Annotated in this window: 18 protein-coding genes; 7 read left to right on the forward strand and 11 right to left on the reverse strand. The window is 73.7% G+C overall.

Annotated features, from left to right (window positions below; translation table 11 throughout):
• Positions 1-1,236, forward strand: coding sequence for a citrate synthase (locus tag KO717_RS09505; RefSeq protein WP_301365893.1), 1,236 nt, complete (start codon positions 1-3; stop codon positions 1,234-1,236).
• A gap of 67 nt (positions 1,237-1,303) precedes the next feature.
• Here the strand turns inward: KO717_RS09505 and KO717_RS09510 are convergent, their stop codons facing one another.
• Entirely contained in the window at positions 1,304-4,666 is a 3,363-nt protein-coding gene (locus tag KO717_RS09510) for an AfsR/SARP family transcriptional regulator (RefSeq protein WP_301365895.1), read from the reverse strand.
• A gap of 199 nt (positions 4,667-4,865) precedes the next feature.
• Between KO717_RS09510 and KO717_RS09515 the strand changes: the two genes are divergently transcribed.
• From KO717_RS09515 to KO717_RS09535, 5 genes are all read left to right on the forward strand, one after another.
• Entirely contained in the window at positions 4,866-5,498 is a 633-nt protein-coding gene (locus KO717_RS09515) for a hemerythrin domain-containing protein (protein WP_301365897.1), read from the forward strand.
• A gap of 48 nt (positions 5,499-5,546) precedes the next feature.
• Entirely contained in the window at positions 5,547-5,969 is a 423-nt protein-coding gene (locus tag KO717_RS09520; RefSeq protein WP_301365898.1) for a DUF4267 domain-containing protein, read from the forward strand.
• 77 nt (positions 5,970-6,046) lie between these two features.
• Complete coding sequence (locus tag KO717_RS09525; protein ID WP_301365900.1) at positions 6,047-6,541, forward strand: cupin domain-containing protein; 495 nt, start codon at positions 6,047-6,049, stop codon at positions 6,539-6,541.
• An 87-nt stretch (positions 6,542-6,628) separates the two neighbouring features.
• Positions 6,629-8,230: a sensor histidine kinase gene (locus tag KO717_RS09530; protein ID WP_301365901.1), complete on the forward strand. Its 1,602-nt coding sequence runs from the start codon at positions 6,629-6,631 to the stop codon at positions 8,228-8,230.
• A gap of 38 nt (positions 8,231-8,268) precedes the next feature.
• A complete protein-coding gene (locus KO717_RS09535) occupies positions 8,269-8,928 on the forward strand; it encodes a response regulator (RefSeq protein ID WP_437184633.1) in 660 nt (219 codons plus the stop codon).
• A gap of 35 nt (positions 8,929-8,963) precedes the next feature.
• Here KO717_RS09535 and KO717_RS09540 read toward each other — a convergent pair whose 3' ends face one another.
• From KO717_RS09540 to KO717_RS09550, 3 genes are all read right to left on the reverse strand, one after another.
• Positions 8,964-10,556: a solute symporter family protein gene (locus tag KO717_RS09540; protein ID WP_301365905.1), complete on the reverse strand. Its 1,593-nt coding sequence runs from the start codon at positions 10,554-10,556 to the stop codon at positions 8,964-8,966.
• On the reverse strand, positions 10,553-11,041 hold the full coding sequence (locus KO717_RS09545) for a DUF485 domain-containing protein (RefSeq protein WP_301365907.1): 489 nt from the start codon (positions 11,039-11,041) through the stop codon (positions 10,553-10,555). Before KO717_RS09545 ends, KO717_RS09540 begins: the two co-directional genes overlap by 4 nt.
• A gap of 176 nt (positions 11,042-11,217) precedes the next feature.
• On the reverse strand, positions 11,218-13,338 hold the full coding sequence (locus tag KO717_RS09550) for a DNA gyrase/topoisomerase IV subunit B (protein ID WP_301365909.1): 2,121 nt from the start codon (positions 13,336-13,338) through the stop codon (positions 11,218-11,220).
• Positions 13,339-13,786: 448 nt separating this feature from the next.
• Here KO717_RS09550 and KO717_RS09555 point away from each other — a divergent pair, with 448 nt between their 5' ends.
• Complete coding sequence (locus KO717_RS09555; RefSeq protein ID WP_030028922.1) at positions 13,787-14,020, forward strand: DUF7455 domain-containing protein; 234 nt, start codon at positions 13,787-13,789, stop codon at positions 14,018-14,020.
• 109 nt (positions 14,021-14,129) lie between these two features.
• On the opposite strand, the gene KO717_RS09560 is transcribed toward KO717_RS09555, so the two are convergent.
• From KO717_RS09560 to KO717_RS09590, 7 genes are all read right to left on the reverse strand, one after another.
• Positions 14,130-15,056, reverse strand: a complete 927-nt coding sequence (locus KO717_RS09560) for a serine protease (RefSeq protein WP_301365914.1) — start codon at positions 15,054-15,056, stop codon at positions 14,130-14,132.
• Between the two features lie 137 nt (positions 15,057-15,193).
• Positions 15,194-16,762 (reverse strand): RNA polymerase sigma factor, encoded by a 1,569-nt coding sequence (locus KO717_RS09565; RefSeq protein WP_301365916.1) that lies wholly within the window; start codon positions 16,760-16,762, stop codon positions 15,194-15,196.
• Positions 16,763-17,135: 373 nt separating this feature from the next.
• Positions 17,136-18,077 (reverse strand): FadR/GntR family transcriptional regulator, encoded by a 942-nt coding sequence (locus tag KO717_RS09570; RefSeq protein WP_301365918.1) that lies wholly within the window; start codon positions 18,075-18,077, stop codon positions 17,136-17,138.
• Positions 18,078-18,214: 137 nt separating this feature from the next.
• On the reverse strand, positions 18,215-20,020 hold the full coding sequence (locus KO717_RS09575) for an ATP-binding cassette domain-containing protein (RefSeq protein WP_301365920.1): 1,806 nt from the start codon (positions 20,018-20,020) through the stop codon (positions 18,215-18,217).
• A gap of 242 nt (positions 20,021-20,262) precedes the next feature.
• Entirely contained in the window at positions 20,263-21,009 is a 747-nt protein-coding gene (locus KO717_RS09580; RefSeq protein WP_301365922.1) for an NUDIX hydrolase, read from the reverse strand.
• Between the two features lie 120 nt (positions 21,010-21,129).
• Entirely contained in the window at positions 21,130-23,118 is a 1,989-nt protein-coding gene (locus KO717_RS09585; RefSeq protein ID WP_301365924.1) for a glycogen debranching N-terminal domain-containing protein, read from the reverse strand.
• Between the two features lie 212 nt (positions 23,119-23,330).
• Positions 23,331-24,596 carry a DUF4192 domain-containing protein gene (locus tag KO717_RS09590; RefSeq protein WP_301365926.1) on the reverse strand — a complete coding sequence of 422 codons (1,266 nt, stop codon included), beginning with the start codon at positions 24,594-24,596 and terminating at the stop codon, positions 23,331-23,333.
• Between the last annotated feature and the right edge of the window lie 48 nt (positions 24,597-24,644).

Below are 24,644 nucleotides of genomic sequence, written 5' to 3' on the forward strand. Positions count from 1 at the left end.
ATGAGCGACCAGACGGACAGCGGGCGCAGGCTCAGCACGCAGGAGGCGGCCCGCGCACTCGGGGTGAAACCGGCGACCGTGTACGCGTACGTCAGCCGGGGCCAGCTCACCAGCCGCCGCGATCTCGCCGGGCGGGGCAGCAGCTTCGACGCCGCCGAGGTGGAGGCGCTGGCCCGGCGGAGCCGGCGCGAAGCGGCGGCCCCCGCCGGGGAGCTCTCCGTCCGCACGGCGCTCACCCTCATCGAGCCCGACCGGTACTTCTTCCGCGGCGTGGACGCCGTGGAGCTGGCCTCCCGGTACCGCTACGAGGAGGTCGCCGAGTGGCTCTGGACGGGCACCCTCACGCCGGGAGCCCGGTTCACCGCGCCCCCGCAGGCCCTGGAGGCGGCCCGGCGGGCGGTGGCCGCGCTGCCTGAACATGGCGGCCCCATCGACCGGTTGCGGGTGGCGGTCGCCGCCGCCGCGGTGGCGGATCCGCTGCGCTTCGACCTGTCCGAGGAGGCGGTCCTCGGCTCCGCGCGCGCCCTGGTCCCGACGCTGGTCGGCGCGCTGCCCGCGGCGGGCCCGGCCCGGTGGGCCGGGGACGGCCGGATCGCCCGGCAGTTGTGGTCGCGGCTGACGGCGCGGGAGCCGGACCCGGACGCGCTGGCCGTGCTGGACCTCGCGCTGGCCCTGCTGGTCGACCACGACCTGGCCGCCTCGACCCTGGCCGTACGGGTGGCCGCCTCCGCGCGCGCCCATCCGTACGCGGCGGTGTCCGCCGGGCTCGGCGCCCTGGAGGGCCCGCTCCACGGCGCGGCCGGACGGCTGGCGCACCGGATGCTGGTGGAGGTGCTGGAACAGGGCGGGGCCGCGCCGGTGGTGGCGGAGTACCTGAGGGCGGGACGCCGGGTCCCCGGGCTCGGCCACCGGCTGTACCGGGGCGAGGACCCTCGCGCGCGGGCGCTCTTCGCCCGGCTGGAAGAGCTGGAGCAGGCGGGTCCGGCGCTGGGTGCGGCGCGCGAGGTGGCCGCGGTGATGGCCCGGCAGGGCGGGCTGCACGCGAATGTGGACCTGGCGCTGGCCGTACTGACGGTGTCGTGCGGGATGCCGCCGGAGGCCGGGGAGACGGTCTTCGCGGTGGCCCGTACGGCGGGCTGGATGGCGCACGCCCTGGAGGAGTACCAGGAGCGGCCGCTGCGGATGCGGCCCAGTGGGCAGTACCACGGCCCCCGCCCGCCCCAGCCGATGCCGTGACGGGTCGGTCCGGCCCGGGCTCCGGCCGGCCCGGGCTCCGGCCCCGGGCGTCAGTCGGCCCCGGGTCTCAGGCGGCTCCCCACGGGCTGTGCCACCGCCGGGCGATGGCCGTCGCGCGCGCGAAGTGGCCTGCGGCCTCGTCCTCGCGGCCCAGCAGCACGGCCAGTTCGCCCAGGGTGCGGGCGACCGGGCGCACGGCCACGGTGAACCCGGAGGAGGGCGGGGGTGCGTCGCGGTACGGCAGCAGGGCCGCGTACAGCTCCTCGGCGCCCGCCCGCTCGCCGAGCATGACCAGGGTCATCGCCCGGAAGGTCGCGAAGATCTTGAAGAAGTAGTCCGTCCGCAGCGGCCCCGCCCGGTCGAGGACCTCGCGGGCCTCCCGTTCCTCGCCCGCGGCGGCCAGTGCGACCGCGAACAGGTCCCCGGCCGGCGGGCCGAAGGCCGCGTACACCTGCCGCAGCTGTGGCAGCGACTCCGCGAGCCGCCCCTGGCTCACCCGCAGCGTCGCGAGCGCGACTGCCAGGATCCCCTCCGCGTGCGGGGATCCCTGCCGGGCCATCCGCGCTGCCGCCTGCCGGTAGAGGTGTTCGGCCTCCTCGAACCGCCCCTCGACGTGGGCCCAGGTCGCCTCGACGGTCTCGCCGACGGCGACCGGCCCGGACATCCGGTAGGTCCGCGCGAACCGTGTCCACCGTTCCACGAGCCGACGGGCACCGGCCACATCGCCCTCGGCGGCCAGCGCCGTGGAACGGATGAACATCCCGTACCACTGGTGGCCCGGCAGCTCGTGCGCGGCGCCGATCCGTTCGAGTTCCCCGCCGAGCGCGGCGCGTTCGGGCCATTCCAGGTCGGCGTCGAGTTCCTTGACCAGCGCCGCGAGCGCCCCCGCCCGCAGCACGGGGTCCCCGGTGCCCTCCGCGAGGGCGAGCGCCTCGCGCGCCGCTGCCCGTACGCCCGCCACCTTGGCGTCGGACAGCTCGGCGGCGTAGGCGCCCAGAAGCCCGCACCGAACGGCCGGTGCGTGGCCGGGCCGCGCCAGCAGGCCCTCCAGCAGTTCCACCACCGGTGCGTCGACCACGCCATAGGGCCGCGTCTGCCACGGGGTCGGCTCGGTCCATGCCGTGAACGCCGCGATCAGCAGGTCGTCCCGTCCGGCGCCGACGGCGCGGTCGATCGCGGTACGCCGGGTCGTACGGGCCGCCATGACCGCCCCCGCCCGCACCTGGGCCCGTACCAGCCGGCCCAGCAGCTCGGCGCGCTCGGCGTCCCGGTCGCCGCCGGACGCCGCGGGAATCCGCTCGAAGCACTCCACCGCCTCGGCGAGCAGCGCGGCGGCCACGTCATGGGCGAAACGGCTCTCGGCGAGCCCGGCGGCCCGCAGGCAGTACCCGACCGCCTTCGCCGCCGTCGCCGAGGAGGCCGCGCGTACGTGGTGGTGGGCCAGCGCGGAGACGTCGTCCGGGGCGAGCCGCTCCAGGCAGGCCGCGATCCGGCCGTGCATCCGCGAGGAGCGCAGCCGGCTGAGGTCCGCCAGCAGGGTGTCGCGTACCAGCGCGTGGGCGAACCGGACCCGCCCGGGCTCGGGTTCGACCAGCAGCCCGGCGAGCAGACCGGCCTCCAGCGCGCCCAGTACGCCGTCCTCTCCGGTGTCCGCCGCCCCGACCAGGACCTCGACGCCCGACTCCCGTCCGGCCACCGCGGCCAGGCGCAGTACGGCCACCACCGCCTCGGGGAGGCGTCCGAGCCGCCGGCGCAGCACGTCCCGTACGCCCTCGGGCACCTCGGACAGCGCCACCAGTGAGCCCTCGCTGCCCAGCAGCCTGGCGCTCTCCCGGACGTAGAAGGGGTTCCCTCCCGTACGTTCGGCCAGCGCGGTCACGACCTCCGCGTCGACCTGCGGGCCGCCCACGGCACGGACCACCTCGGCCACGGCCTCCTCGGTGAGGCCGCGCAGGGCGATCCGGGCCGGTGAACGCCGTGCCAGTGCGGCCAGGGTGTCGCCGAGCCGGCCCTCCGTGTCCTCCGGCCGGTACGCGCCCACGACGAGCAGCGCGGTGCCCGGGGGGAGTTCGGCCGCCCCCGACAGCAGGGCCAGCGTCTCGGCGTCGGCCCAGTGCAGGTCGTCCAGGACCACGGCGACGGGCCGCCCGCGCGCCGCCTCCGCCAGCCACCGGCCGACGGCGCGGTGCAGCCGGAACCGGCCGGCGGCGACATCCTCGCCGACGGCCGCACGGCCGGCGGCGGGAGCGCCCTCGGCCAGCAGGGGCGCCAGCGCGGCGGCCGCCGCGGGCTCGGGCGGGGCGGCCGCCGCGACGGCGCGCAGGGCTTCGACCCAGGCCCAGGCGGGGGGTGCGCCCTCGGCGTCGGTGGTGCGCCCGAAGGCGACGAGCCAGCCCTCGGCGCGGAGCCGGTCGCCGAGGGCGTGCAGCAGCGCCGTCTTGCCCAGCCCGGCCTCGCCGGTGACCAGCGCGACGCCGGGGCCGGCCGCGCGGGCCCGGTGCGCCGCATCTGTCAGCCGCTCCAGTTCCTCGTCGCGCCCGACGAACAGCTCGGCGCCGGTGGCGGCCGGCGCCGCGGGCTGCCCTGGCCGGGGCACCGGGCCCGGCGCCGCGGACCGCTCGGGCGACGCGGGGAGCACGGGCTCCGGTGACCGCGTGGCGTCGCGCAGCACCCGGTCGTCCTGGGCCAGGACCGCCTTCTCCAGCTCCACCAGGGCGGCACCGGGATCCAGGCCCACCTCGTCGGCGAGTACCGTCCTGGCCCGGCGCAGTACCGAGAGCGCGTCGGCCTGCCGGCCCGCCGCCCACAGGGCGAGGGCGTGGAGCCGCCAGGCCTCCTCTCGCAGCGGCTCGTCGCGGGTCAGTGACGCGGCCTCGGCGACCGCCCCGGCGATGTCGGCGCCGCCCCGCAGCCCGGCGGCGATGCCGAGTTCGCGGGCGGCCAGCCGCAGCTCGCCGAGCCGCATGATCTCGGCGTGGGTCCACGGCTCGTCGGCCGTCTCCGCGTACGCCGGCCCCTGCCACAGCGCCAGCGCCTCGCGGAGCAGGACTCCGGCGGCGTCCGGCTCGGCGGGCAGGGCCGCGCGGGCCCGGCCGAGCAGCCGCTCGAAACGCCAGGCATCGACCGCGTCCTCGGGCAGCCGCAGCGCGTACCCGGGCGGCGCGCTCACGAGCAGCCGGGCGGGGGTGCGCGGGGCCCGGCCCGGTTCGAGGAGGCGGCGCAGGTTGGAGACGTAGGCCTGGAGCGAGGCGACGGCCCGGGCGGGCGGCGCCCCCTGCCAGAGCTCCTCGATCATCCGGTCGACGGACACGACCCGGCCGCGCGCCGATACGAGCAGGGCCAGTACGGAGCGCTGGCGGTGGCCGCCGAGCGGGATCGCCTCGCCGTCCCGCTCGGCCGCGAAGGAGCCGAGTACGCGTATGTGGACCATGACACCACCAACGTACGCCGCATCGGTCAACTCCGGCCCGTACAAGGCCGAATGGCGTCAGGGAACCTTCCAAGTACCTTCCAAGAACCCTCCATGTACCGACGTCGAGTCTCTTTCCATGAAGACGACACAGCCACGGACACGGACGGCACGAGCTCCGCGATCGGACCGGAGCACGGCACGGCCGAACACCCACGAGATGGTGGTCATCCACCGCGGCCTGCGCCGCGAGGCGCGCCTGCTGGTCGAGCTGATCGCCGCGGTGGCCCCCGGCGACACGGCGCGGGCACGGGTCCTCGGGGAGCACTTCCGCGACTACCGGCTCGGCCTGACGGGCCACCACCACGGCGAGGACGAGCACCTGTGGCCGCCGCTGATGGCCCGGGTCGACCTCGAAGCGGATCTCGTCCTGCGCATGGAGGCCCAGCACGAGCGGGTGGCTGCGAGTCTCGCGGCCGCCGGGGAGGCCCTGCCCGCCTGGGAGAACCGGGCCGGGGAGGCGGAACGCGACACGCTCGTGTCGGTCCTCGCCGAGCACCGGACGGTGCTGCTGGAGCACCTGGACGACGAGGAGGAATCGCTCCTGCCGCTCGCCGCCCGCCACCTGTCCGCACACGAGTGGGACCGGCTGGGCGAGCACTTCCTGGCCGCCACGCCCAAGCCCAAGCTGCTGTTCTTCCTCGGGATGGTCCTGGAGGACGCCGACCGGGCCGAGCGCGCGGCGATGCTCGCCGGGCTGCCTCTCATCGGGCGCCTGCTGTGGCACACCGTCGGGCGGCCCGCCTACGTCCGCCGGATGCGCACCGTCCGCCGCGCCACCGCCCCGCGCTGATCCCCCTCCCCTCCGCCCGCCCTCTCGCCCACCTTCAGGAGAATTCCCATGTCCCTCAAGCGCCTCACCACCGTCCTGGCCGCCACCGGCGGCGCGTTCATCCTGTACGTCGGGCTCAGCTACCTGTTCGCACCGCAGGCCACCGCCGCCGACTTCGGGCTGCCGACCTGGCCGCAGCACGACGGCGCCGCTTTCCTCGCCGTCAAGGGCGTACGCGACGTCGCGACCGGTCTGGTCGTCCTCGCGCTCCTGCTCACGGGGCAGCGCCGGGCGCTCGGCTGGGCGCTGGCGGCGATCACCTTCATCCCCGCCGGCGACATGGTGATCGTCCTCGCCGACGACGGAGCCGCGGGTCAGGCCTACGGGGTCCACGGGGCCACGGCCCTCGCCGTCGCGCTGACCGCGGGCCTCCTGCTGCGCGAGCGTCCGGCCCCTGCCGTCCGCGCCGCCACCGAGCCGGCCCGGACCTGACCACCCGCCCGCCCGCCCTCCCTCACCGGCTCCGGTCCCCATCCCCCCTCCCCTCCCCTCCCCCAGGAGAAGACGACATGTCCCTGATCGTGCCTACCTTCGACGAATCGGTGATCGTGCGCTCGGCCGAGGCCGAGACGATCGGCGCCGCCCCGACCACAATCCGGCTCCTGGCCGACGGCGGTTCCACCGGCGGCGCCCTGTCGACACAGCGGGTGAGCCTGCTGGACGGCGCCGACGGGGCCGCGCCCCACCACCACTCCCGGTCCGCAGAGCTCTTCTACCTGCTCGACGGCACCGCGCAGCTCCTGTCCGGCGACCAGGTGGTGACCGCGGAACGCGGCGACCTCGTCATCGTGCCGCCCGGACTCGATCACGCGTTCGCCGCCGCGCCCGGTGAGAACGCCGACATCCTCATCGTCATCACGCCGGGCATCGAACGGTTCGAGTACTTCCGCCACCTGGAACGGATCGCCTACGGGAAAGTGCCCCCGGAGTCCCTGCTGGACGTCCAGGATCTCTACGACACCTACTTCACCCGCAGTGAGGTGTGGAACACGCTCCGGGCATGACCGGAGTGGGGTACCCGACAAGTCGGGCGTAAGCGTTCCGCTTGTGCCGGTGCCGACCTACCGTTGCTGCCCATGCGGTTCCCCCTCATGAGCGCTCGGCGCCTCGGGCTGCCCAGACGGGCCGTCTCCCAGATCCTGCTGACCCAGCTGGCGATCGCCGCCGGGGTCGCCGTACTGGCGACCGGACTGTTCCTGGCGCCGCTGAGCGCCCAGCTCGACGACCAGGCCATGCGGCGCGCCCTGGCCATCGCGCAGAGCGCCGCGGCCGACCCCGCGCTGGCCGCCGGGGTCCTGGACTCCCCGCCCTCGGCCGACAGCCCCGTACAGTCCTCGGCCGAACGGATCCGCCGGGCCACCGGAGCCGAGTACGTGGTCGTGCTCGACCTGGACGGCATCCGCCGCTCGCACCCGAGTGCGGACCGGATCGGGCTGCCGGTCTCCACCGACCCGAGCGATGCCCTGGCGGGGCGCGAGGTCATGGAGATCGACGAAGGCACCCTGGGCCGCTCCGCCCGCGGCAAGGTCCCGCTCCTCGCGGCCGACGGCGAGATCGTCGGCGCCGTCTCGGTCGGCATCGCCTACGACAGCGTCCGCGACCGGCTGCTCGGTGCGATCCCCGGTCTGCTCGCCTACGCGGGCGGCGCCCTGGCGGCGGGTGCCCTCGCCGCCTACCTGCTCTCCCGCAGGATCCAGCGGCAGACCCGCGACCTGGCCTTCTCCGACATCGCCGGCCTGCTCGCCGAACGCGAGGCCATGCTGCACTCCATCCGCGAGGGCGTGATCGCCCTGGCCCCCGACGGCAGGGTCCGGCTGGTCAACGACGAGGCCGCCCGCCTGCTGGGCCTCGCCCCGGACGCCGCCGACGGTTGCGCGGGTCGCCCGCTGGAGGACGTCCTGGGTGCGGGCCGCACCGCGGACGTCCTGTCGGGTCGTGTCACCGGCCGGGACCTGCTCACCGTGCAGGGCCCCCGGGTGCTGGTGGCCAACCGGATGCCCACCGAGGACGGCGGCGCCGTCGCCACCCTGCGCGACCGCACCGAGCTGGAGCACCTGGGCCGCGAGCTCGACTCCACCCGGGGCCTGATCGATGCCCTGCGCGCTCAGGACCACGAGCACGCCAACCGCCTCCACACCCTCCTCGGCCTGCTGGAGCTGGGCCTGCACGAGGAGGCGGTGGAGTTCGTGACCGAGGTCGCCGGCGTGCACCGCACCACGGCCGAACAGGTCACCGAGAAGGTCCACGACCCGCTTCTGGCCGCCCTGCTGGTGGGCAAGGCGACCGTCGCCGCCGAGCGCGGTGTCCCCCTGCGCCTGGCCGGCTCCACCCTCCTCCCCGACCGCCTGGTGGACCCGGGAGGCCTCGTCACGATCCTCGGCAACCTCGTGGACAACGCCCTGGACGCCGCCGCGGGTTGTGCGGCGCCCCTGGTCGAGGTGGAGCTGCGCGCGGAGGGCCGTACCGCCGTGCTGCGGGTGCGCGACAGCGGCCCCGGGGTGCCCGCCGCGCGCCGTGAGGAGATCTTCACGGAGGGCTGGTCGACCAAGCAGCCCAAGGCCCACCGCGAGCGCGGGCTGGGCCTCGCCCTCGTACGCCGCCTCGCGGAGCGGCAGGGCGGCAGCGCCCGGGCCGGTGAAGCAGCGGACGGAGGGGCGGAATTCTCCGTCGTACTCCCGGAGGCCCTGCGGTGAACGAGACCCCGATCCACGTATTGGTCGTCGACGACGACATGCGTGTTGCCCGGATCAACGCGGCGTACGTGGCGAAAGTTCCCGGATTCCTGGTGACGGCGCAGGCCCATTCTGCCGCCGAGGCCCTGGAGTTCCTCACCTCACATCCGGTGGACCTCGTCCTCCTGGACCACTACCTCCCCGACGAGAACGGCCTGGACCTCGTCCGGCGCCTGCGCCAGCTCGGCCACCGCACCGATGTGATCATGGTCACCGCCGCCCGCGACCTCGCCACCGTGCAGGCCGCCATGCGCCTCGGCGCCCTGCAGTACCTGGTCAAACCCTTCACCTTCGGCGGACTGCGCAGTCGGCTGGAGGCCTACGGGGCCCTGCGCCGCACCCTGGACACGGGCGGTGAGGCCGAACAGGCCGAGGTGGACCGGATCTTCGGCGCCCTCGCCGCCGCAGGATCCCCGAACGAGCTCCCCAAGGGCCACTCCGCCAGCACCGCGGAGCTCGTCCGCCATGTGCTGCGGTCCGCCGAAGGCCCCTTGTCCACCCAGCAGATCGCCGACCGTGCGGGCATCAGCCGGCAGACCGCGCAGCGCTACGTGAAGCTCCTCGAACGCACCGCCCGGGTCAGCCTCGCCCTGCGCTACGGCGAGACAGGCCGCCCGGAGCACCGATACACCTGGCTCCCGTCGGAGGGACCGGCCTGACGGCGCCCGGCCGACCGGCCCACCACACGCACCACTCAGACCGCTCCGGCCCCGGTCAGGGAGCGGACCTCCGTCTCCGCGTGCTTCGCCTCGTCCGCCTCCTCGCCCGAGGTGACCGTGCCCAGCCAACCCGCCAGGAAGCCGAGCGGGATCGAGACGATCCCCGGGTTCTGGAGCGGGAAGTACTGGAAGTCCACTCCGGGGAAGAGCGATTCGGCGCTGCCCGACACCACCGGCGAGACCAGCACCAGCAGCACCGCCGGAATGAGGCCGCCGTACACCGACCAGACGGCTCCGCGCGTGGTGAAGCCGCGCCAGAAGAGCGAGTACAGCAGCACCGGCAGATTGGCCGAAGCCGCCACCGCGAAGGCCAGCCCCACCAGGAACGCCACGTTGAGGTCCTGGGCGAGCAGCCCGAGGGCGATCGCGACCGCCCCGATGCCGACGGCCGCGACCCGGGCCACCGCGACCTCGCTGCGCTGCCGGGCGTGCCGGCGCTTGAGGGAGGCGTACAGGTCGTGTGCCACGGAGGCCGAGGAGGCCAGGGTGATACCGGCGACCACGGCCAGGATGGTGGCGAAGGCGATGGCGGCGACGAAGGCGAACAGGACCGCGCCCCCGGTGGTTTCCGCGCCCCCGCCGAGGAAGGCGGCCAGCAGCGGAACGGCCGTGTTCCCGGAGGCGTTGGAGGCCCGTACCTCGTCCGGTCCCACCAGCGCGGCCGCCCCGAAGCCGAGCACGATGGTCATCAGGTAGAACCCGCCGATCAGCGCGATCGCCCACACCACCGAGCGGCGGGCCGACCGCGCGGTGGGCACGGTGTAGAACCGCGACAGGATGTGCGGCAGCCCGGCGGTCCCGAGGACCAGCGCCAGGCCGAGGCTCATGAAGTCGACGCGGGCGGTCCAGTCCCCGCCGTACTTGAGGCCGGGGCTCAGGAACGCCCTGCCGTGCCCACTGCGGTCGGCGGCGCTGGTGAGCAACTGGTCGAAGTTCCCGTGGAAGCGCAGCAGCACGAGCACGGTCAGGGTGATCGCGCCGCCCATCAGCAGCACGGCCTTCACGATCTGGATCCAGGTGGTGGCCCGCATCCCGCCGAAGGAGACGTAGACCACCATCAGCGCGCCGACCCCCACCACGGCGAGCGTCCGGGCGGCAGGGCCCGAACTCCCGAGCAGCAGGCCGACGAGACTGGCCGCGCCGACCATCTGCGCGATGAGGTACAGCACGGAGACGACGACCGAGGAGGTGCCGGCCGCGATCCGCACCGGACGTTCGCTCATCCGGGCGGCGACCACGTCGGCGAGGGTGAAGCGGCCGCAGTTGCGGACCAGTTCGGCGACGAGGAACAGCACCACGAGCCAGGCCACGAGGAAGCCCACCGAGTACAGCAGCCCGTCGTAGCCGAAGAGGGCGATCAGGCCGGAGATGCCGAGGAACGAGGCCGCGGACATGTAATCGCCCGCGATGGCGAAACCGTTCTCCATCGGGGAGAACAATCGCCCGCCCGCGTAGAACTCCTCGGCCGACCCGTGCCGGTTCCGGCTGACCCAGGTGGTGATGCCGAGGGTCACCGCGATGAAGACGCTGAACAGGATCAGCGCGAGGGTCTCGTGCTCGGTGGTCACAGGCCGGCCCTCCTCGCCCGGGTCCGCTCCTGGCCGCGTTCCTGCTCGAAGACGGTCCAGCGCAGATCGAGCGCGGCCCGGTCCCGGCGCAGCCGCGCGTGCCGGGCGTACGCCCAGGTCAGCAGGAAGGTGCTGAGGAACTGGCCGAGCCCGGCCAGCATGGCCACGTTGACCGCGCCCACCACGGGCCGGGCCATCAGGCCGGGCGCGGCGGTGGCGGCGACCACGTAGGCGACGTACCAGAGGAAGAACCCGGCGGTGGCGGGGACGACGAACCTGCGGTAGCGGGTGCGAACCTCCTGGAAGGCGGCGCTGCGCTGCACTTCGAGGTAGATGTCGGATGCGCCGGGCGCGGGGCGCCCGCCGCCGGGGGCCGGGACCGGCTGGGACGTTTCCTCACCCTCGCCCCACCCGACGGCCAGCGCGTCGTACCAGGGGTCGTCGAGCCGGATCGTTCCGGTATCACGACCTTCGTGCTTGTCCACCGAACTCTCCTTGTCCGCTGCCGCATTGGCCGCGTGCCCACAAGGATGTGCGGAATGGGCGCTTTCCGGACTGGTGTACCGGTGCTCTTCACTCCAACAGGTGATGGAGCGAAGAGCACCGGTATGCCGTGGAGCCTTCGGTGTCCGGGTGCCGCCGGGCTCCGGCGGCACCCGGATCAGGCGTCGATGCGCGAGCGGTCCAGGGTCGCCGCGGAGCTCGTGATGAACTCCTTGCGCGGGGCCACCTCATTGCCCATGAGCAGGTCGAAGACCTGCTCGGCCGAGTCCAGGTCGCCGATGTTGATCCGGCGCAGGGTGCGGAAGCGGGGGTCCATGGTGGTCTCCGCCAGCTGGTCCGCGTCCATCTCGCCGAGGCCCTTGTAGCGCTGGATCGAGTCCTTGTACCGGATGTTCTTGCGCTGGTACTCCAGCAGGGTCTGGCGCAGTTCGTTGTCCGAGTACGTGTAGACGTACTTGTCCTGGCCCTTCTTCGGCTGGACCAGCTCGATCCGGTGCAGCGGCGGCACCGCCGCGAAGACCCGGCCGGCCTCGACCATCGGCCGCATGTACCGCTGGAAGAGCGTGAGCAGCAGGCAGCGGATGTGCGCGCCGTCGACGTCGGCGTCCACGAGCAGCACGATCTTGCCGTACCGGGCGGCGTCGATGTCGAAGGTCCGGCCCGAGCCGGCTCCTATGACCTGGATGATCGCCCCGCACTCGGCGTTCTTGAGCATGTCCGAGATCGAGGACTTCTGGACATTGAGGATCTTGCCGCGGATGGGCAGGAGCGCCTGGAACTCCGAGTTCCGGGCGAGCTTCGCGGTGCCGAGGGCGGAGTCGCCCTCGACGATGAAGAGCTCGCTGCGGTCCACGTCGTCGCTGCGGCAGTCGGCCAGCTTGGCGGGGAGCGAGGAGGTCTCCAGCGCGGTCTTGCGGCGCTGCGCCTCCTTGTGCTGCCGGGCGGCGATCCGGGTCCGGGCGGCCGCGACGATCTTCTCCATCACGGCGCGGGCCTGCTGCTTGTCGTCGCGCTTGGTGGAGGTCAGGAAGGCCTTGAGCTCCTTGGCGACCACGGCGGCGACGATCCGGGTGGCCGCGGAGGTGCCGAGCACCTCCTTGGTCTGGCCCTCGAACTGCGGCTCGGCGAGCCGGACGGTGACGACGGCCGTCATGCCTTCCATCGCGTCGTCCTTGACCACGTCGTCCTCGGCGACGCGCAGCAGCTTGGCCGAGCGCAGGACCTCGTTCACGGTCTTGGCGACCGAGCGCTCGAAGCCGGAGACGTGGGTGCCGCCCTTGGGGGTGGCGATGATGTTCACGAAGGACTTGACGTTGGTCTCGTACCCCGTGCCCCAGCGCAGGGCGATGTCCACGCCGAGCTCGCGGGTGACCTCGGTGGGGGTCATGTGGCCGCGGTCGTCGAGGACCGGGACGGTCTCCTTGAAGGTGCCCGTGCCGGTCAGGCGCAGGACGTCGCAGACGGCCTTGTCCTGGGCGAGGTACTCGCAGAATTCGCTGATGCCGCCGTCGAAGCGGAAGGTCTCCTCGGTCTTGCCGGCCCCGTCGATGCCGCGCTCGTCGCGGACGACCAGGGTCAGGCCGGGGACGAGGAAGGCGGTCTGGCGGGCGCGCTGGTAGAGCGTCTCCAGGTTGAGCCGGGCGTCCTTGAGGAAGATCTGGCGGTCGGCCCAGTAGCGGACCCGGGTGCCGGTCCGGCCCTTGGCGACGCGCTTGACCTTGCGGAGGCCGTTGGCGGGGTCGAAGGGGCTCTCGGGGCCCTGCTCGGTGAACATGCCCGGGACGCCGCGCCGGAAGCTGATGGCGTGGGTCGCGCTGTTGCGGTCGACCTCGACGTCGAGGCGGGCGGAGAGGGCGTTGACCACGGAGGCACCGACGCCGTGCAGGCCGCCGGAGGCCGCGTACGAGCCACCGCCGAACTTGCCGCCAGCGTGCAGCTTGGTCATGACGACCTCGATGCCGGACAGGCCGGTCTTGGGCTCGACGTCCACGGGGATGCCGCGGCCGTTGTCCCGGACCTCGACGGAGGCGTCCTCGTGGAGGATCACCTCGATGTGGTCGCAGTAGCCGCCCAGGGCCTCGTCGACGGAATTGTCGATGATCTCCCACAGGCAGTGCATGAGGCCCCGGCTGTCGGTGGAGCCGATATACATGCCGGGGCGCTTGCGGACGGCCTCCAGCCCTTCGAGGACGAGCAGGTGCCGCGCGGTGTAGTTGGAACCGTCCCGGTCTGCTCCGGACAGCAGCGCGCTGGAAGGCACGGACGTGTCGGCGGTCACGCAGTTCGCTCCTCGCTGAATTTCTTTTCTGGCCCGGTCGGGCGCAGGGGTGGCTCGGGTGCCGCTCGAAGGGTACCGAGGCCAGGTAGAGCCGATGCAACGCCACCCTCGCGCATTCTTCAGCCTAGTCCAGATCCGTACGGATGTTCGATCCCCCGCGCGGGTGAAGGAAACATCACGTTCCCTTCCGCGCATGAACCATTTAGGGTTCGGGCACGTCCTCATGAACAACCTGGCACTCACGCCGGGGGAGGATGGAACTGCAACAAGCGCACGACTGACAACGCGAAACCGTAAAGCAACGCAATACGGCTCCTTCGCCGCCAACCGGCAGCAGCCGGCCAGCTTCGGAAGGAAGTTTCGAGGAAAAGCCGCGAGCGGGAACGTTTTCGGCCTGGTTGGATGTTGACCCTGGTACGACAGCTCGTCGAGCTAGAGAAGAGGCGACGTGACTACTGTTCTGACACCCGCGACCCCGCTGACGGCCGCTGACCGATGCGACCGTTGCGGCGCCCAGGCATATCTGCGCGTCGTCCTGCTGAGCGGCGGTGAACTGCTCTTCTGCGCCCACCACGGGCGCAAGTTCGAGCCGGAACTCAAGAAGATCGCCGCGGAAATACAGGATGAGACCGAGCGGCTCACGTCCGCTCCGGCTGCCCATGCCGAACCCGAGGACCGCTGACACAGGCCTGCACCTCGCATCCGACGAGCCAGGACCGGCCAGGCCGGTCGACGGGCGGCACTCCTGAGACCCAGGGGTGCCGCCCGTCCTCACATCCGCGACCCTGCGGCTAAGGCGTGCGATGCCCCTGTACGGGCCCTGCGTACGGCCCAGAGGCCCCGCGGGCGCCCCACCCGATGCCCTGGACCTCCCCGGGCTGCGCGCCCGTCTCCGGGGCCAGCACGAAGTCGACCAACGGGGCGATACGCGTGTAGACCCCGGGGCTGTCGGCGCGCCCGCAGCCCCGGCCCCACGAGACCAGCCCGATGAGCCGCCCCTGGGCCACCAGCGGCCCGCCGCTGTCGCCCTGGCAGGCGTCCTTGCCGCCGCCGCTGTCCCCCGCGCACACCATGGACTCCGCGCGGTACTGCCCGTCCGCGTCCCCGGGGTAGGCGCGCGCGCAGACCTCGTCCGCCAGCACTGTCACCCCAGCGGCACGCAGCCCGTACGCGTAGTCACCGAAGCCGCTCGTGTCGCCCCAGCCGTACACCGCCGCCTCGGTCCCCGCGGCGTAGGCGGAATGTCCCGCGCCCGCCATGGGCAGCACGTAGTGGGCCGGTACCGACTCGGCCAGCTCCAGAACGGCGAGGTCCCCGGCATTGCTCGCCGGGTCGTAGGCGGGGTTCACCCTCGCCCCGCGCACCGCGATCTCCCGGCCCTCGGCCGCCCGGAGCTCCGTACGCCCGGCGATCACCCGGAAGTCGGCCACGGATTCGACCGGGCCGCCCAGCACCTGGCTGCCCAGGCAGTGCGCCGCCGTCAGCACCCTGGTCGGGGACACGACCACGCCTCCGCAGAACTGGCCGCCCCGCGTACCCCCGAACCGGTCACGGCTGGCGAGGGCGACGACCCAGGGGCTGTCGGCCACCTTCACCGGCTTCCCGCCGATCACCACGCTGTCCGCGGCCGCTTGCGGCACATGGGCGAACGGCGCCGCGGCCGCTCCCGCCGCCAGGGTCAGCGCTCCCGCCAGAGCACGGGCAAAGGGACGACGCATGAGGCCTCCTGACTCCGAGTGTGCATGACTCCACCCAGAGTGGGTCGCCCGGTGGCCGAGCGCACCCGCGCGGCCACCGTCGCCCTGCCGTCCCCATCGGCTTCCGGCGGCGGCCCGCGCCGTCGGAAGCCGCCCGGTCAGTCCAGGTAGTCGCGCAGCACCTGGGAGCGGGACGGGTGCCGGAGCTTCGACATCGTCTTCGACTCGATCTGGCGGATCCGCTCGCGCGTGACCCCGTAGACCTTGCCGATCTCGTCGAGCGTCTTGGGCTGGCCGTCCGTGAGGCCGAAGCGCATGGAGACCACGCCGGCCTCGCGCTCGCTCAGGGTGTCGAGCACCGAGTGCAGCTGCTCCTGCAGCAGCGTGAAGCTCACGGCATCGGCCGGAACGACCGCCTCGGAGTCCTCGATGAGGTCACCGAACTCGCTGTCGCCGTCCTCGCCGAGCGGAGTGTGCAGGGAGATCGGCTCACGGCCGTACTTCTGGACCTCGATGACCTTCTCGGGGGTCATGTCGAGTTCCTTGGCCAGCTCCTCCGGGGTGGGCTCGCGGCCCAGGTCCTGGAGCATCTGACGCTGGACGCGGGCGAGCTTGTTGATGACCTCGACCATGTGCACCGGGATACGGATGGTGCGTGCCTGGTCGGCCATGGCGCGCGTGATCGCCTGCCGGATCCACCACGTGGCATAGGTCGAGAACTTGTAGCCCTTGGTGTAGTCGAACTTCTCGACCGCGCGGATCAGACCCAGGTTGCCCTCCTGGATCAGGTCCAGGAAGAGCATGCCGCGGCCCGTGTAGCGCTTGGCGAGGGAGACCACGAGGCGGAGGTTGGCCTCCAGCAGGTGGTTCTTCGCGCGGCGGCCGTCCTCGGCGATGATCTCCAGCTCGCGCTTGAGCTTGGGCGCCAGCTTGTCGGAGTTCGCCAGCTTGTCCTCGGCGAAGAGACCCGCCTCGATGCGCTTGGCGAGCTCCACCTCCTGCTCGGCGTTGAGGAGGGGGACCTTGCCGATCTGCTTGAGGTAGTCCTTGACCGGGTCGGCGGTGGCGCCGGCGACCACGACCTGCTGGGCGGGGGCGTCGTCCTCGTCGTCGGAGATGACGAAGCCCTTGTTCTCCCCGCCCTCCTCCTCTTCCTCGGCCTCGGCCTTGGCGGCGTCGGGACCCTCGTCCGCGGTCTCGTCCTCGCCCTCGTCCGCGTCCTTCTTGGCGGCGGTCTTCTTCGCCGCCGTCTTCTTGGCAGCGGTCTTCTTGGCGGGCGCGGCCTTCTTGGCCGCCGTCTTCTTCGCCGCCGTCTTCTTGGCGGCGGGCTCCGTTCCGGGCTCGTCCGCGAGGGCTTCCGCGATGTCCGCGTCCGCCGGGACGGGGGTGGCCGCGGGCTGCGCCGTCGTCGTCCGGGCGGCCGCCTTCTTGACGGTCTCGGTGGCCGTCCGCTTGGCCGGGCTCTTGGCTGCGACGCTCTTGCGGGTGGTGCGCTTGGGCGACTCCGCGGCACTGACCATCAGCGTCACACCCTCTTCCTCGAGGATCTGGTTGAGGCTGCGCAGAACATTCTTCCACTGGGTCGCAGGAATCTGGTCAGCCTCGAAGGCCCGACGCACGTCATCGCCGGCGATCTGCCCCTCGGCCTTGCCCCGCTCGATGAGCGCCATCACAGACTCGGAATCGGCGATCTCCGGCGGGAGCGTACGGGATGTGCTGGCCGACACGAACAACCTCTCGGAACGATGGGAACGGCTTCCGACCCCGGGCCTGGTGGTGCTGGACCGGAGCCGACGACCACCGACCGGGGATGGGCCGGCGGCGCGGGCAGGGGCCGGGGAGCTGCACAGCACCCCCAAGGGCTGCTGTCTTCCCTCCGTCGGCCATCACCTCTTACGTCATCGCGTGACCTCGCAGAGCGTTACGCCCAATCTTCGTGGCCCGAGTCACACCCCGTACGCACGAGTGCCGCTCCTGTGGTCGAACCCGGTGTTCCACACGTGCCGAACCGCCACGAAAAGGGGCCTCACGCCGGTGTCGCCGGACCCGACCGGGCCCGGCGACATGTTCTGCACCCCAGCGCCCCCGCGCGTCCGCCCGTCAGTGCTCGCGCGGGGCGGGGACCACGCGCTCGACCTCCGGATGAACCGTCAGGAGCTGGCGCATGGCGTTCTCGGCGCCGGTCGCGTCACCGGCGGCGAGGGCCTCGACCATCCGCGCGTGGTGCGCGACGCAGGTCTCGCTCGGGCGGTCGCAGGCGGTGATGGGGCTGCCGGAGACCTGGAGGGCGGCGGAGACGATGCCGGAAAGGTGCTCCAGCATGCGGTTTCCGGCGACCTGGATGAGCAGCGCGTGGAATTCGTTGTCGGCGCGCGCGAAGGTGATCGCGTCGCCCTGGCCGAGGGCGTGGCCCATGATCTCGACCATGTCAGCGAGGCGCTGCTGGATGTCCGGCCGGCCGTGGCCGGCGGCGAGGCGGGCGGCGAGCGGCTCGATGGTCCAGCGGAGCTCACCGAGCTCGCGGCGCTGGTCGTCGCGCTGCGGGCCGAAGGCGCGCCATTCGATGATGTCGGGGTCGAGCAGGTTCCAGTCGGCGACGGGACGGACCCGGGTGCCGACGTTGGGGCGGGCGCTGACGAGGCCCTTGGCCTCCAGGACCCGCAGCGATTCGCGGACGACCGTGCGGGAGACCTCGAAACGCTGGCCGATCTCCTCGGGGACCAGTGGGCGGTCCGCACCGAGGTCACCGGAAACGATCATCTGGCCGAGCTGCTGGACGAGTTGGCCGTGCAGTCCGCGTCCGCGGCTGCCTGCCGCTCGGCGGCCCACGCGGCTCAACTCGACGTCGGCACCGTCCCAGTGGGCTGCTCCGACGCGGTCGGACCCGGGGGTCTCCGCGTAGGGGTAGCGGTCGAGTTCGCCCGGGCCGGCGAGGCCGGAGTCGGCGTGGCGGGCGGCGGTCATCATGGTGTGCGCAAGGGTACTCACGAATCCTTTGTCGGCCGTGCCTCCATGACCCTTGAGGTCTTTGGTGAAAAGCACACGAAAGGGTGATCGGTGCCACCTACGCAATTGACGACTTATCGTAAAGAACCAGACCTTTTGCGGGGAGTTGCGGTCCGCTTGACGTGACACGGACCGCAACGGTCCCGTCCGCGACTTCTCCCGAACCGGAACGATCACCAACGGACCCGGCTGCGCAGTCCGGTGAACCCATAGGCGCACAACAGGACCATCAGCGACAACACCAGCGCCGTCCCGACGGGTTGGGCCATCACCCGGAGGGCCCCCACCAGCAGGCGGTCGACCTCCGGCGGCCATTGCCCCCAGGTCAGGCCGCGCAGGCGGGACCCGAGCCCGGTGGACGGGTACGCGGACGAGCCCTCCAGCGCCTTGCGCACCAGCGGAACCACCATCACCGGTACGGCGAGCACCGCGGCCAGTCCCGCGGTGGCGGATCGGAAGACACCGGAGGCCAGTACGCCGGCCCAGGAGCAGCCGATGAGCAGCCCGGCCCAACTCACGGCCGGGGAGAGCCACTCCACGGGGGTGCGCAGCGGGCCGCTGTCGAAGACCAGCGCGAGGGCGGCGGCGTCGGCGGCCACCGTGAGGGCGCCCAGCAGCAGGGCGAGGGCGGCGCCGATGCCCAGCTTGGCGGTGAGCAGCCCCATCCGGCGGGGCACGGTGCCCCGGTCGGCGGCGAGTGCGGGGTAGCGGTACTCCTCGCCGAAGGCCAGCGCGCCGAGCAGGCCCGCGCCCAGGGCGGCGGGCGGCAGCGGCAGCAGTTCGGGCCAGGCGGCCAGCAGCCGGTTCTGCGGGGTCTGCCCGGTCCGGGCCAGCACCAGGGCGGTGAGTACGGAGACGGCGACGACGAGGGCGGCGGTGAGGACGGGGGTGGCGGTCCCGAAGACCCGGAGCAACTCGTAGCGCAGGGGACGCAGCGGGCCGCCCACGCGGCGCACGGCCGAGGCCGGGCGCCCGGAGCGGATCTGGCGGGGGTGGTCGCCGGCGGCCTCGGCGGCAGACCCGGCGACGGCTTCCTGGCGGGCCGCGCCGGGCTCCGGTGGCGTTCCCGCCGCGGTGCGCGCGGCCGGGACGGGCGCCGTCGGCGCACCGGCGTCGCCCGTCTCGTCGGCGAGCTGGTGGACCAGCACGCCGTGCCGGAACGCCGCCTCGCCGACCTCGGCGCAGTTGCTGCCGTACACCGACAGGCGGCTGCCGCTCTCGGCGACGATCTCCACCGAGCGCCGGGCGGCCCGGGCCTCGCGGCCCAGTACGTCGGCCAGCCGGGCCGCGTGCGGGGTGCGCACGGCGACCCGCGGCCGCAACCTGGTCCGGGCGAACTCGGCCGCCTCCTGGTCGGCGACGAGCCGGCCCGCCTCGATGCTGACGACGCGGTCGGCGCTGCGGGCGGCCTCCTTGGCGTCGTCGGTGGTGAAGAGGACCGCGCCGCCGAGGGAGGCGTGCCCGCGCAGCAGCCCGTGCAGCCAGCCGCGTTCGCGGGGGGAGAGTCCGGCGCCGGGCTCGTCGAGCAGCAGGGTGCACGGATCGGCGAGCAGTGCCGAGGCCAGGGCGACCCGGCGTTCCATGCCGAGCGACAGCGAGCCGAGGCGCTGGTCCCGCAGTCCCGCGATGCCGACGACCTCCAGCATGGTGTCGGCCCGGGAGGCCGGCACGCCGGCCGCGGCGCACAGCATCCGCAGCTGGTTGCGGACGGTCCGCGCGGGGTTGCCGGGAACGTCGCCGAGGAGCACGCCGACCTCACGGCCGGGATGCGGGATCCGGTGCAGCGCGCGGCCGCGGAAGTAGGTGACGCCGCGGCCCGGTTCGAGTTCGAGCATGAGCCGCAGTGCGGTGGTCTTGCCCGATCCCGGCTCGCCGAGCAGGGCGGTCACATGCCCCGGGCGGGCCTCGAAGGTGAGGTCGTCCACAAGGGGCGGGGCGTCGGGGCGGGGCTTGCTGGTGAGTCCGATGGCCTGGAGCATCGCTTCTCTCGCGGGGGGTGAGACCGCTCAGCGGCAGGGTGGGTACCGCAAGCAAGATAACGCGATATGTCCGATATTCAGCGCAACCGGTCCGATGGAATGCCGATACTGCCGCAGGGCCGCGCACGGACAGCGGGGCCGGACCGGATGCCGGACCGCGTGCCGGGCCGGGTGCCGGACCCGGCCCTGGGAGCGGGCACGGTGGTCCCGCCGCTTCCGACGGCGCCTCGTACGCCGCGGTGTCAGACTTCCGGACGCAGCATCGGCGGGTTGAGGAGGGTGGCCCCGCCCGCCCGGAACAACTGGGCCGGACGCCCGCCCTGACGGGTCGTCGTGCCTCCGGCCGGCACCAGGAATCCGGGAGTACCGGTGACCTTGCGGTGGAAGTTGCGCGGGTCGAGGGACACGCCCCAGACCGCTTCGTAGACCCGGCGCAACTCGCCGACGGTGAACTCCGGCGGGCAGAAGGCGGTGGCCAGCGAGGAGTACTCGATCTTCGAGCGGGCCCGCTCCACACCGTCGGCGAGGATCCGGGCATGATCGAAGGCCAGCCCCGTGGAGGCCTCGTCGGTGGCGGCCAGCACCTCGTCGACCGGGGCCCAGCGCGCGCTGTTGGCGTCGCCCCCGGCCCGGGGCGCAGGCAGGTCCGGAGCCAGCACCAGGTGCGCCACGCTGACGACACGCATCCGCGGATCCCGCTTCGGATCACCGTAGGTGGCCAGCTGTTCGAGGTGCGCCCCGTTGCCCGCGCCGGGCAGGGCGGGGTCGTGCGCGCACAGGCCGGTCTCCTCGGAGAGCTCCCTGGCGGCGGCCCCCGCCAGGTCCTCGTCCGCGCGGACGAATCCTCCGGGCAGCGCCCAGCGCCCCTGGAACGGCTGCTCACCTCTGCGGACGACCAGCGCGCAGAGCGCGTGGCGCCGCACGGTGAGCACGACCAGGTCGACGGTGACGGCGAAGGGCGGATAGGCCGACGGGTCGTAGGGCGACATGCCGCGATCATAGTCGTCTGCCTGACGATAAACAGCGCTTTGGTGACCTTGAAGACAGTGCCCCAGAGGCGGGAGCCTTCGATCGAGCGGACCGGTCCGGCCCGGGCGGGGCGAGCGTGCTCAGCCACCCAACTGGAGCGCATCGGCCGCCTCCTCCACCATGCCGAGGCCGAGCCGGCTGATCCGGACGGCGAAGGGCTCCCCCGCCACCCGCAGACCCGAGAGTCTGAGCCCGCCCAGGGGGGCTCCGGGGAGGGGTGCGAGGGCGACCGTGCCGGCGGGGGCGTCGGGGCGGATTCCGGCGAGGGCGGTGAGCGCGTGGATCCCGGCCGCCGCGGCCACGGCGGCCGGCCGGCAGGCCGCCGGGTGCGGCACGGGGGCGCTGCCCGCGGTGCGCTGCTCGGCCGCGAACATCTCCGGTAGCCGGTACCCGAAGGCCTCCGCCGCGTCCAGCAGGCCTCCGAGCAGGCCCGCGGCCTCCTTCTCGAAGCCGGCCTGGGCCAGGCCGGCCACGGCCACCGCGCTCTCGTACGCCCGTACGGCGCCCGAGCGGTGGCCGAACGGATTGTGCCCCGGCTCCTTGACGGCCATGCTCCGCAGCCCCCATCCGGAATCCATCGCGGGGGCTCCGAGCAGCCGGGCGAGCTGCTCGGCGCGGGTGCGGTCCAGGAGCCCCGGGGCAAGCCGGCCGCCGCTGAGCAGTCCGGTGTCGAGCAGGTGGGCGGCGGCCCCCGTCAGCCGCGGCAGCGGTCTCCCGTCGGGGTGGAGGGCCGAAGCGGGCCTGCCTCCGTCCGGGCCGTCGATCCAGAACGCAGCCCGGAACCGCTCACGCAGCCCGGCCGCGCGCTCCCGCCACTCCTCGGCTCCCGGCCGTCCGCACGCGGCGAGCAGATCGGCACCGAGCACGGCCGCCCGGTGGGCGTGGGCCTGGGTCTCGCAGCGCCGCGGCCCCGGCTCGGGATCGGCCAGGAAGCCGTCCTCCCCCCACGCGCCACGCAGCCAGTGCAGGCACCGCTCGGCGGCCGGGAGCAGCCGGGCCACCTCCTCCTCGGGCATGCCCCAGAGCCGGGCCTCGGCCAGCACCGCGGGGAAGGCCAGGGTCGCCTCGGTGCCGGTGCACCCCGGCGGAAGCTGCGCGCCCGCTCCGCGCAGCGGGCCCGGGATCTTCCCGAGGTCGGGCCCCCGCTCCTCGGTCTGGGTCCGGGCGAGGATGCGCAGGGTGGCCGCGGCGAGACCGGTCCCGAGCGGCAGCGCCATCCGGGCGGCCCAGAGCGATTCCGCCGGAGCCAGGCCGAGCCGCCAGGGCGCTCCCGCCGCGGCGAAGGCGTCGCCCGGCTGCTCGGGGTCCCTCAGGAGCAGTGCGCCCAGGTCCTCGACGCTGGTCCGGAACCATGCCTCGGCCCTCGGATCGTCCCCCTCGGCCCGGGCGTCGGCCAGCGGGTTCGCCACCTGCCCTGCGGGGGCCCTCCCCACCCGTTGCTGCGTGGTCCGCAGCTCGATGGTGCGCGATTCGCCAGGAGCCAGTTCGAGCTGCCAGCGCAGCAGCCCCGCCGAAGCCAGCGCGTCGTCGGGCGGCGGGTCGGCGGCGGTCACGGCCTGCGCCTCGCCGGTGCTCCAGCGCAGCCCGGCGGCGTGCACCCCGGCGGGCAGCTCGGGCCCGGACCGGCCCGCGGCCACGGCGGCCAGCTCTGCCAGGTCGGTGCCGAGCAGCACCTCCACCGGAAGGCGTACCGGCCGGGCCGTGAAACTGCGCAGGGTGATCCGCTCGGTGCCGTCCGCGTGCCGGACCCTTTCCACACCGATGTCGGGGTCGGGGCCGGGCTCGGCGCCGGTGCGCACGGTCGCGGTGAAGACGGCCCGGTCGGCAGCGAGGCTTCGCCCCTGCACGGCGACCGGGTCCCGGCCGCCGACCCGCAGCACGCAGCGGGAGAGAAGGCGGCGCCCGGACCGGTAGATCCCGTCGATCCCCTGCCCGGTCAGCTGGCCGTGCTCCGGGGAGATGACCAGACAGGGCGCGGCGACGCAGATGACGGCGCCGTGCACGGGCGGCAGTTCGGACCTGCGGGCGGCGGGCACGCCGGGTGGGCGGGGAGGTGCGGGGTGAGACATGTGTCGCCTTGTCTGCGCTCCGGTCGGTTCAGCTGGGCGGCGGCGCGGCCGGGCCCCCACCACCCCCCAGCTGAACGCCCCCACCCCCGCCCGGGTCACGGGCCCGGGCTCCGTCCGGGCGTGCCCGGGGTGAGGCCCGCGCCGCCGGGGCAGGCCCGGCGCGTACCGGAGCGGTCGCACCGGAACGCCGGACGACGTGAACCGGTGCGCGCTCACTGTTCGCTCCCCGCGGTACGCCGGGACCCGCGACGGGAGGCCGTCCGGCCCCGCCGGCCGGGAGGGCGGGTGCCGGCCGAGGAGCGCCCGCGCCGGGGCTCCCGGCGGCGCCGCTCCTCCCGCAGGCACTGCCTCAGCCCCTCGGGGTCGATCCCTTCGTTGCATGCGTGGTGGAGCAGCTGGGCGAAGCGGTATTCGGCGTCCGCCCGCAGGGCCAGGCCGAAGGCGATCCGGGCGGTCGGCTCGTCCCCCGTGGACCACGAGACCCAGCCGGCGAGGGTGAGCGGGGCCGCGGCGTGCTCGTCGTAGGCCCCGACGCAGCGCCGGGCCAGGGCCCGCCACAGCCGCAGGGCCGGGGCCGCGTCCTCGTCCTCCATCCATTCCGCCGCGATGTCCCGGATCTCGCGGTCCTGGAGGCCCAGGATCAGTGAGGCGGCCTCGTCGTGGCCGAGCAGCGCGTCGTCCCAGTCGTCGGCGTGGGCACCGCCCTCGACGGGCGGGGCCAGCATCAGGCGCCGCATCAGGGTCCGCGCCAGGGCGATGGTCCCGGCGCCGACCTCCTCGCGGGTGGCCCCGTCGAGAATCCTGGGCATCAGGGCGGCGGCGGCCCGGTCGAGGGCCCGTTCCGCCTCCTCGGCGACGGCCCCGCGCAGCGGTGCCATCCGGCCCTCGATCTCCTTGAGGGAGCCCCTGACCTGCAGTCCGGCGAAGGTGGCCGTCGCCGCCAGTACCGAGGTGCCGACGGCGGCCAGCCGGCTGCCCTCGGCCGGGCAGCACCGCTCGTCCGGGCATACGTAGGACCAGAAGCGTCCCGCGGACAGGCACAGGGCCTCCAGTACGGGCACGTCCAGCGCGCCGCAGGCCAGCCGGATCCCCTGGGCGAGCGGCCGCAGGCGGGCCATCACCCGCCGGCCGCCCTCCTCCCCGCTCGGCTCCTGGCAGAGGTAGACGACGATGCCGTCGGGCTTGCCGCCGCGCCGTTCGCTGCCCCTGATCAGGCACTCGGCGACCTGTCGGGCGGTGTCCTCCCATTCCGCGGGCGAGCCGGGGATACCGACGCGGAGCCGGCCGCCGAAGCGCCCGCCTTCGCCGTGCACGGCGACCATGACCAGGGAGTCGGTCGGGTGGAAGCCGAGCATGTAGGGCAGCGCGTCGGCCAGTTCGGCCGGGCTGCGCAGGGTGATCTGGGGTCCGGTGGCGGCTCCGGCCGGGCTGATGGAGGGCCGGTCGGACGGGGTGCGTGATTCGTGGTTGTTCGTCATGCCACGAAGGTCCCGCGCATGATCCGATCCCGAAAGCCCTGTGGATAA

Origin of the sequence: Streptomyces xanthophaeus (assembly GCF_030440515.1) — a bacterium.
GTDB lineage: Bacteria > Actinomycetota > Actinomycetes > Streptomycetales > Streptomycetaceae > Streptomyces > Streptomyces kutzneri.

What these genes read in the sequence shown, in the direction of transcription:
- KO717_RS09505 (WP_301365893.1), top strand. Translation starts at nt 1, where the DNA reads ATGAGCGACCAGACGGACAGCGGGCGCAGGCTCAGCACGCAGGAGGCG.
- KO717_RS09510 (WP_301365895.1), bottom strand. Translation starts at nt 4,666, where the DNA reads ATGGTCCACATACGCGTACTCGGCTCCTTCGCGGCCGAGCGGGACGGC.
- KO717_RS09515 (WP_301365897.1), top strand. Translation starts at nt 4,866, where the DNA reads ATGGTGGTCATCCACCGCGGCCTGCGCCGCGAGGCGCGCCTGCTGGTC.
- KO717_RS09520 (WP_301365898.1), top strand. Translation starts at nt 5,547, where the DNA reads ATGTCCCTCAAGCGCCTCACCACCGTCCTGGCCGCCACCGGCGGCGCG.
- KO717_RS09525 (WP_301365900.1), top strand. Translation starts at nt 6,047, where the DNA reads ATGTCCCTGATCGTGCCTACCTTCGACGAATCGGTGATCGTGCGCTCG.
- KO717_RS09530 (WP_301365901.1), top strand. Translation starts at nt 6,629, where the DNA reads ATGAGCGCTCGGCGCCTCGGGCTGCCCAGACGGGCCGTCTCCCAGATC.
- KO717_RS09535 (WP_437184633.1), top strand. Translation starts at nt 8,269, where the DNA reads ATGCGTGTTGCCCGGATCAACGCGGCGTACGTGGCGAAAGTTCCCGGA.
- KO717_RS09560 (WP_301365914.1), bottom strand. Translation starts at nt 15,056, where the DNA reads ATGCGTCGTCCCTTTGCCCGTGCTCTGGCGGGAGCGCTGACCCTGGCG.
- KO717_RS09575 (WP_301365920.1), bottom strand. Translation starts at nt 20,020, where the DNA reads ATGCTCCAGGCCATCGGACTCACCAGCAAGCCCCGCCCCGACGCCCCG.
- KO717_RS09580 (WP_301365922.1), bottom strand. Translation starts at nt 21,009, where the DNA reads ATGTCGCCCTACGACCCGTCGGCCTATCCGCCCTTCGCCGTCACCGTC.
- KO717_RS09585 (WP_301365924.1), bottom strand. Translation starts at nt 23,118, where the DNA reads ATGTCTCACCCCGCACCTCCCCGCCCACCCGGCGTGCCCGCCGCCCGC.
- KO717_RS09590 (WP_301365926.1), bottom strand. Translation starts at nt 24,596, where the DNA reads ATGACGAACAACCACGAATCACGCACCCCGTCCGACCGGCCCTCCATC.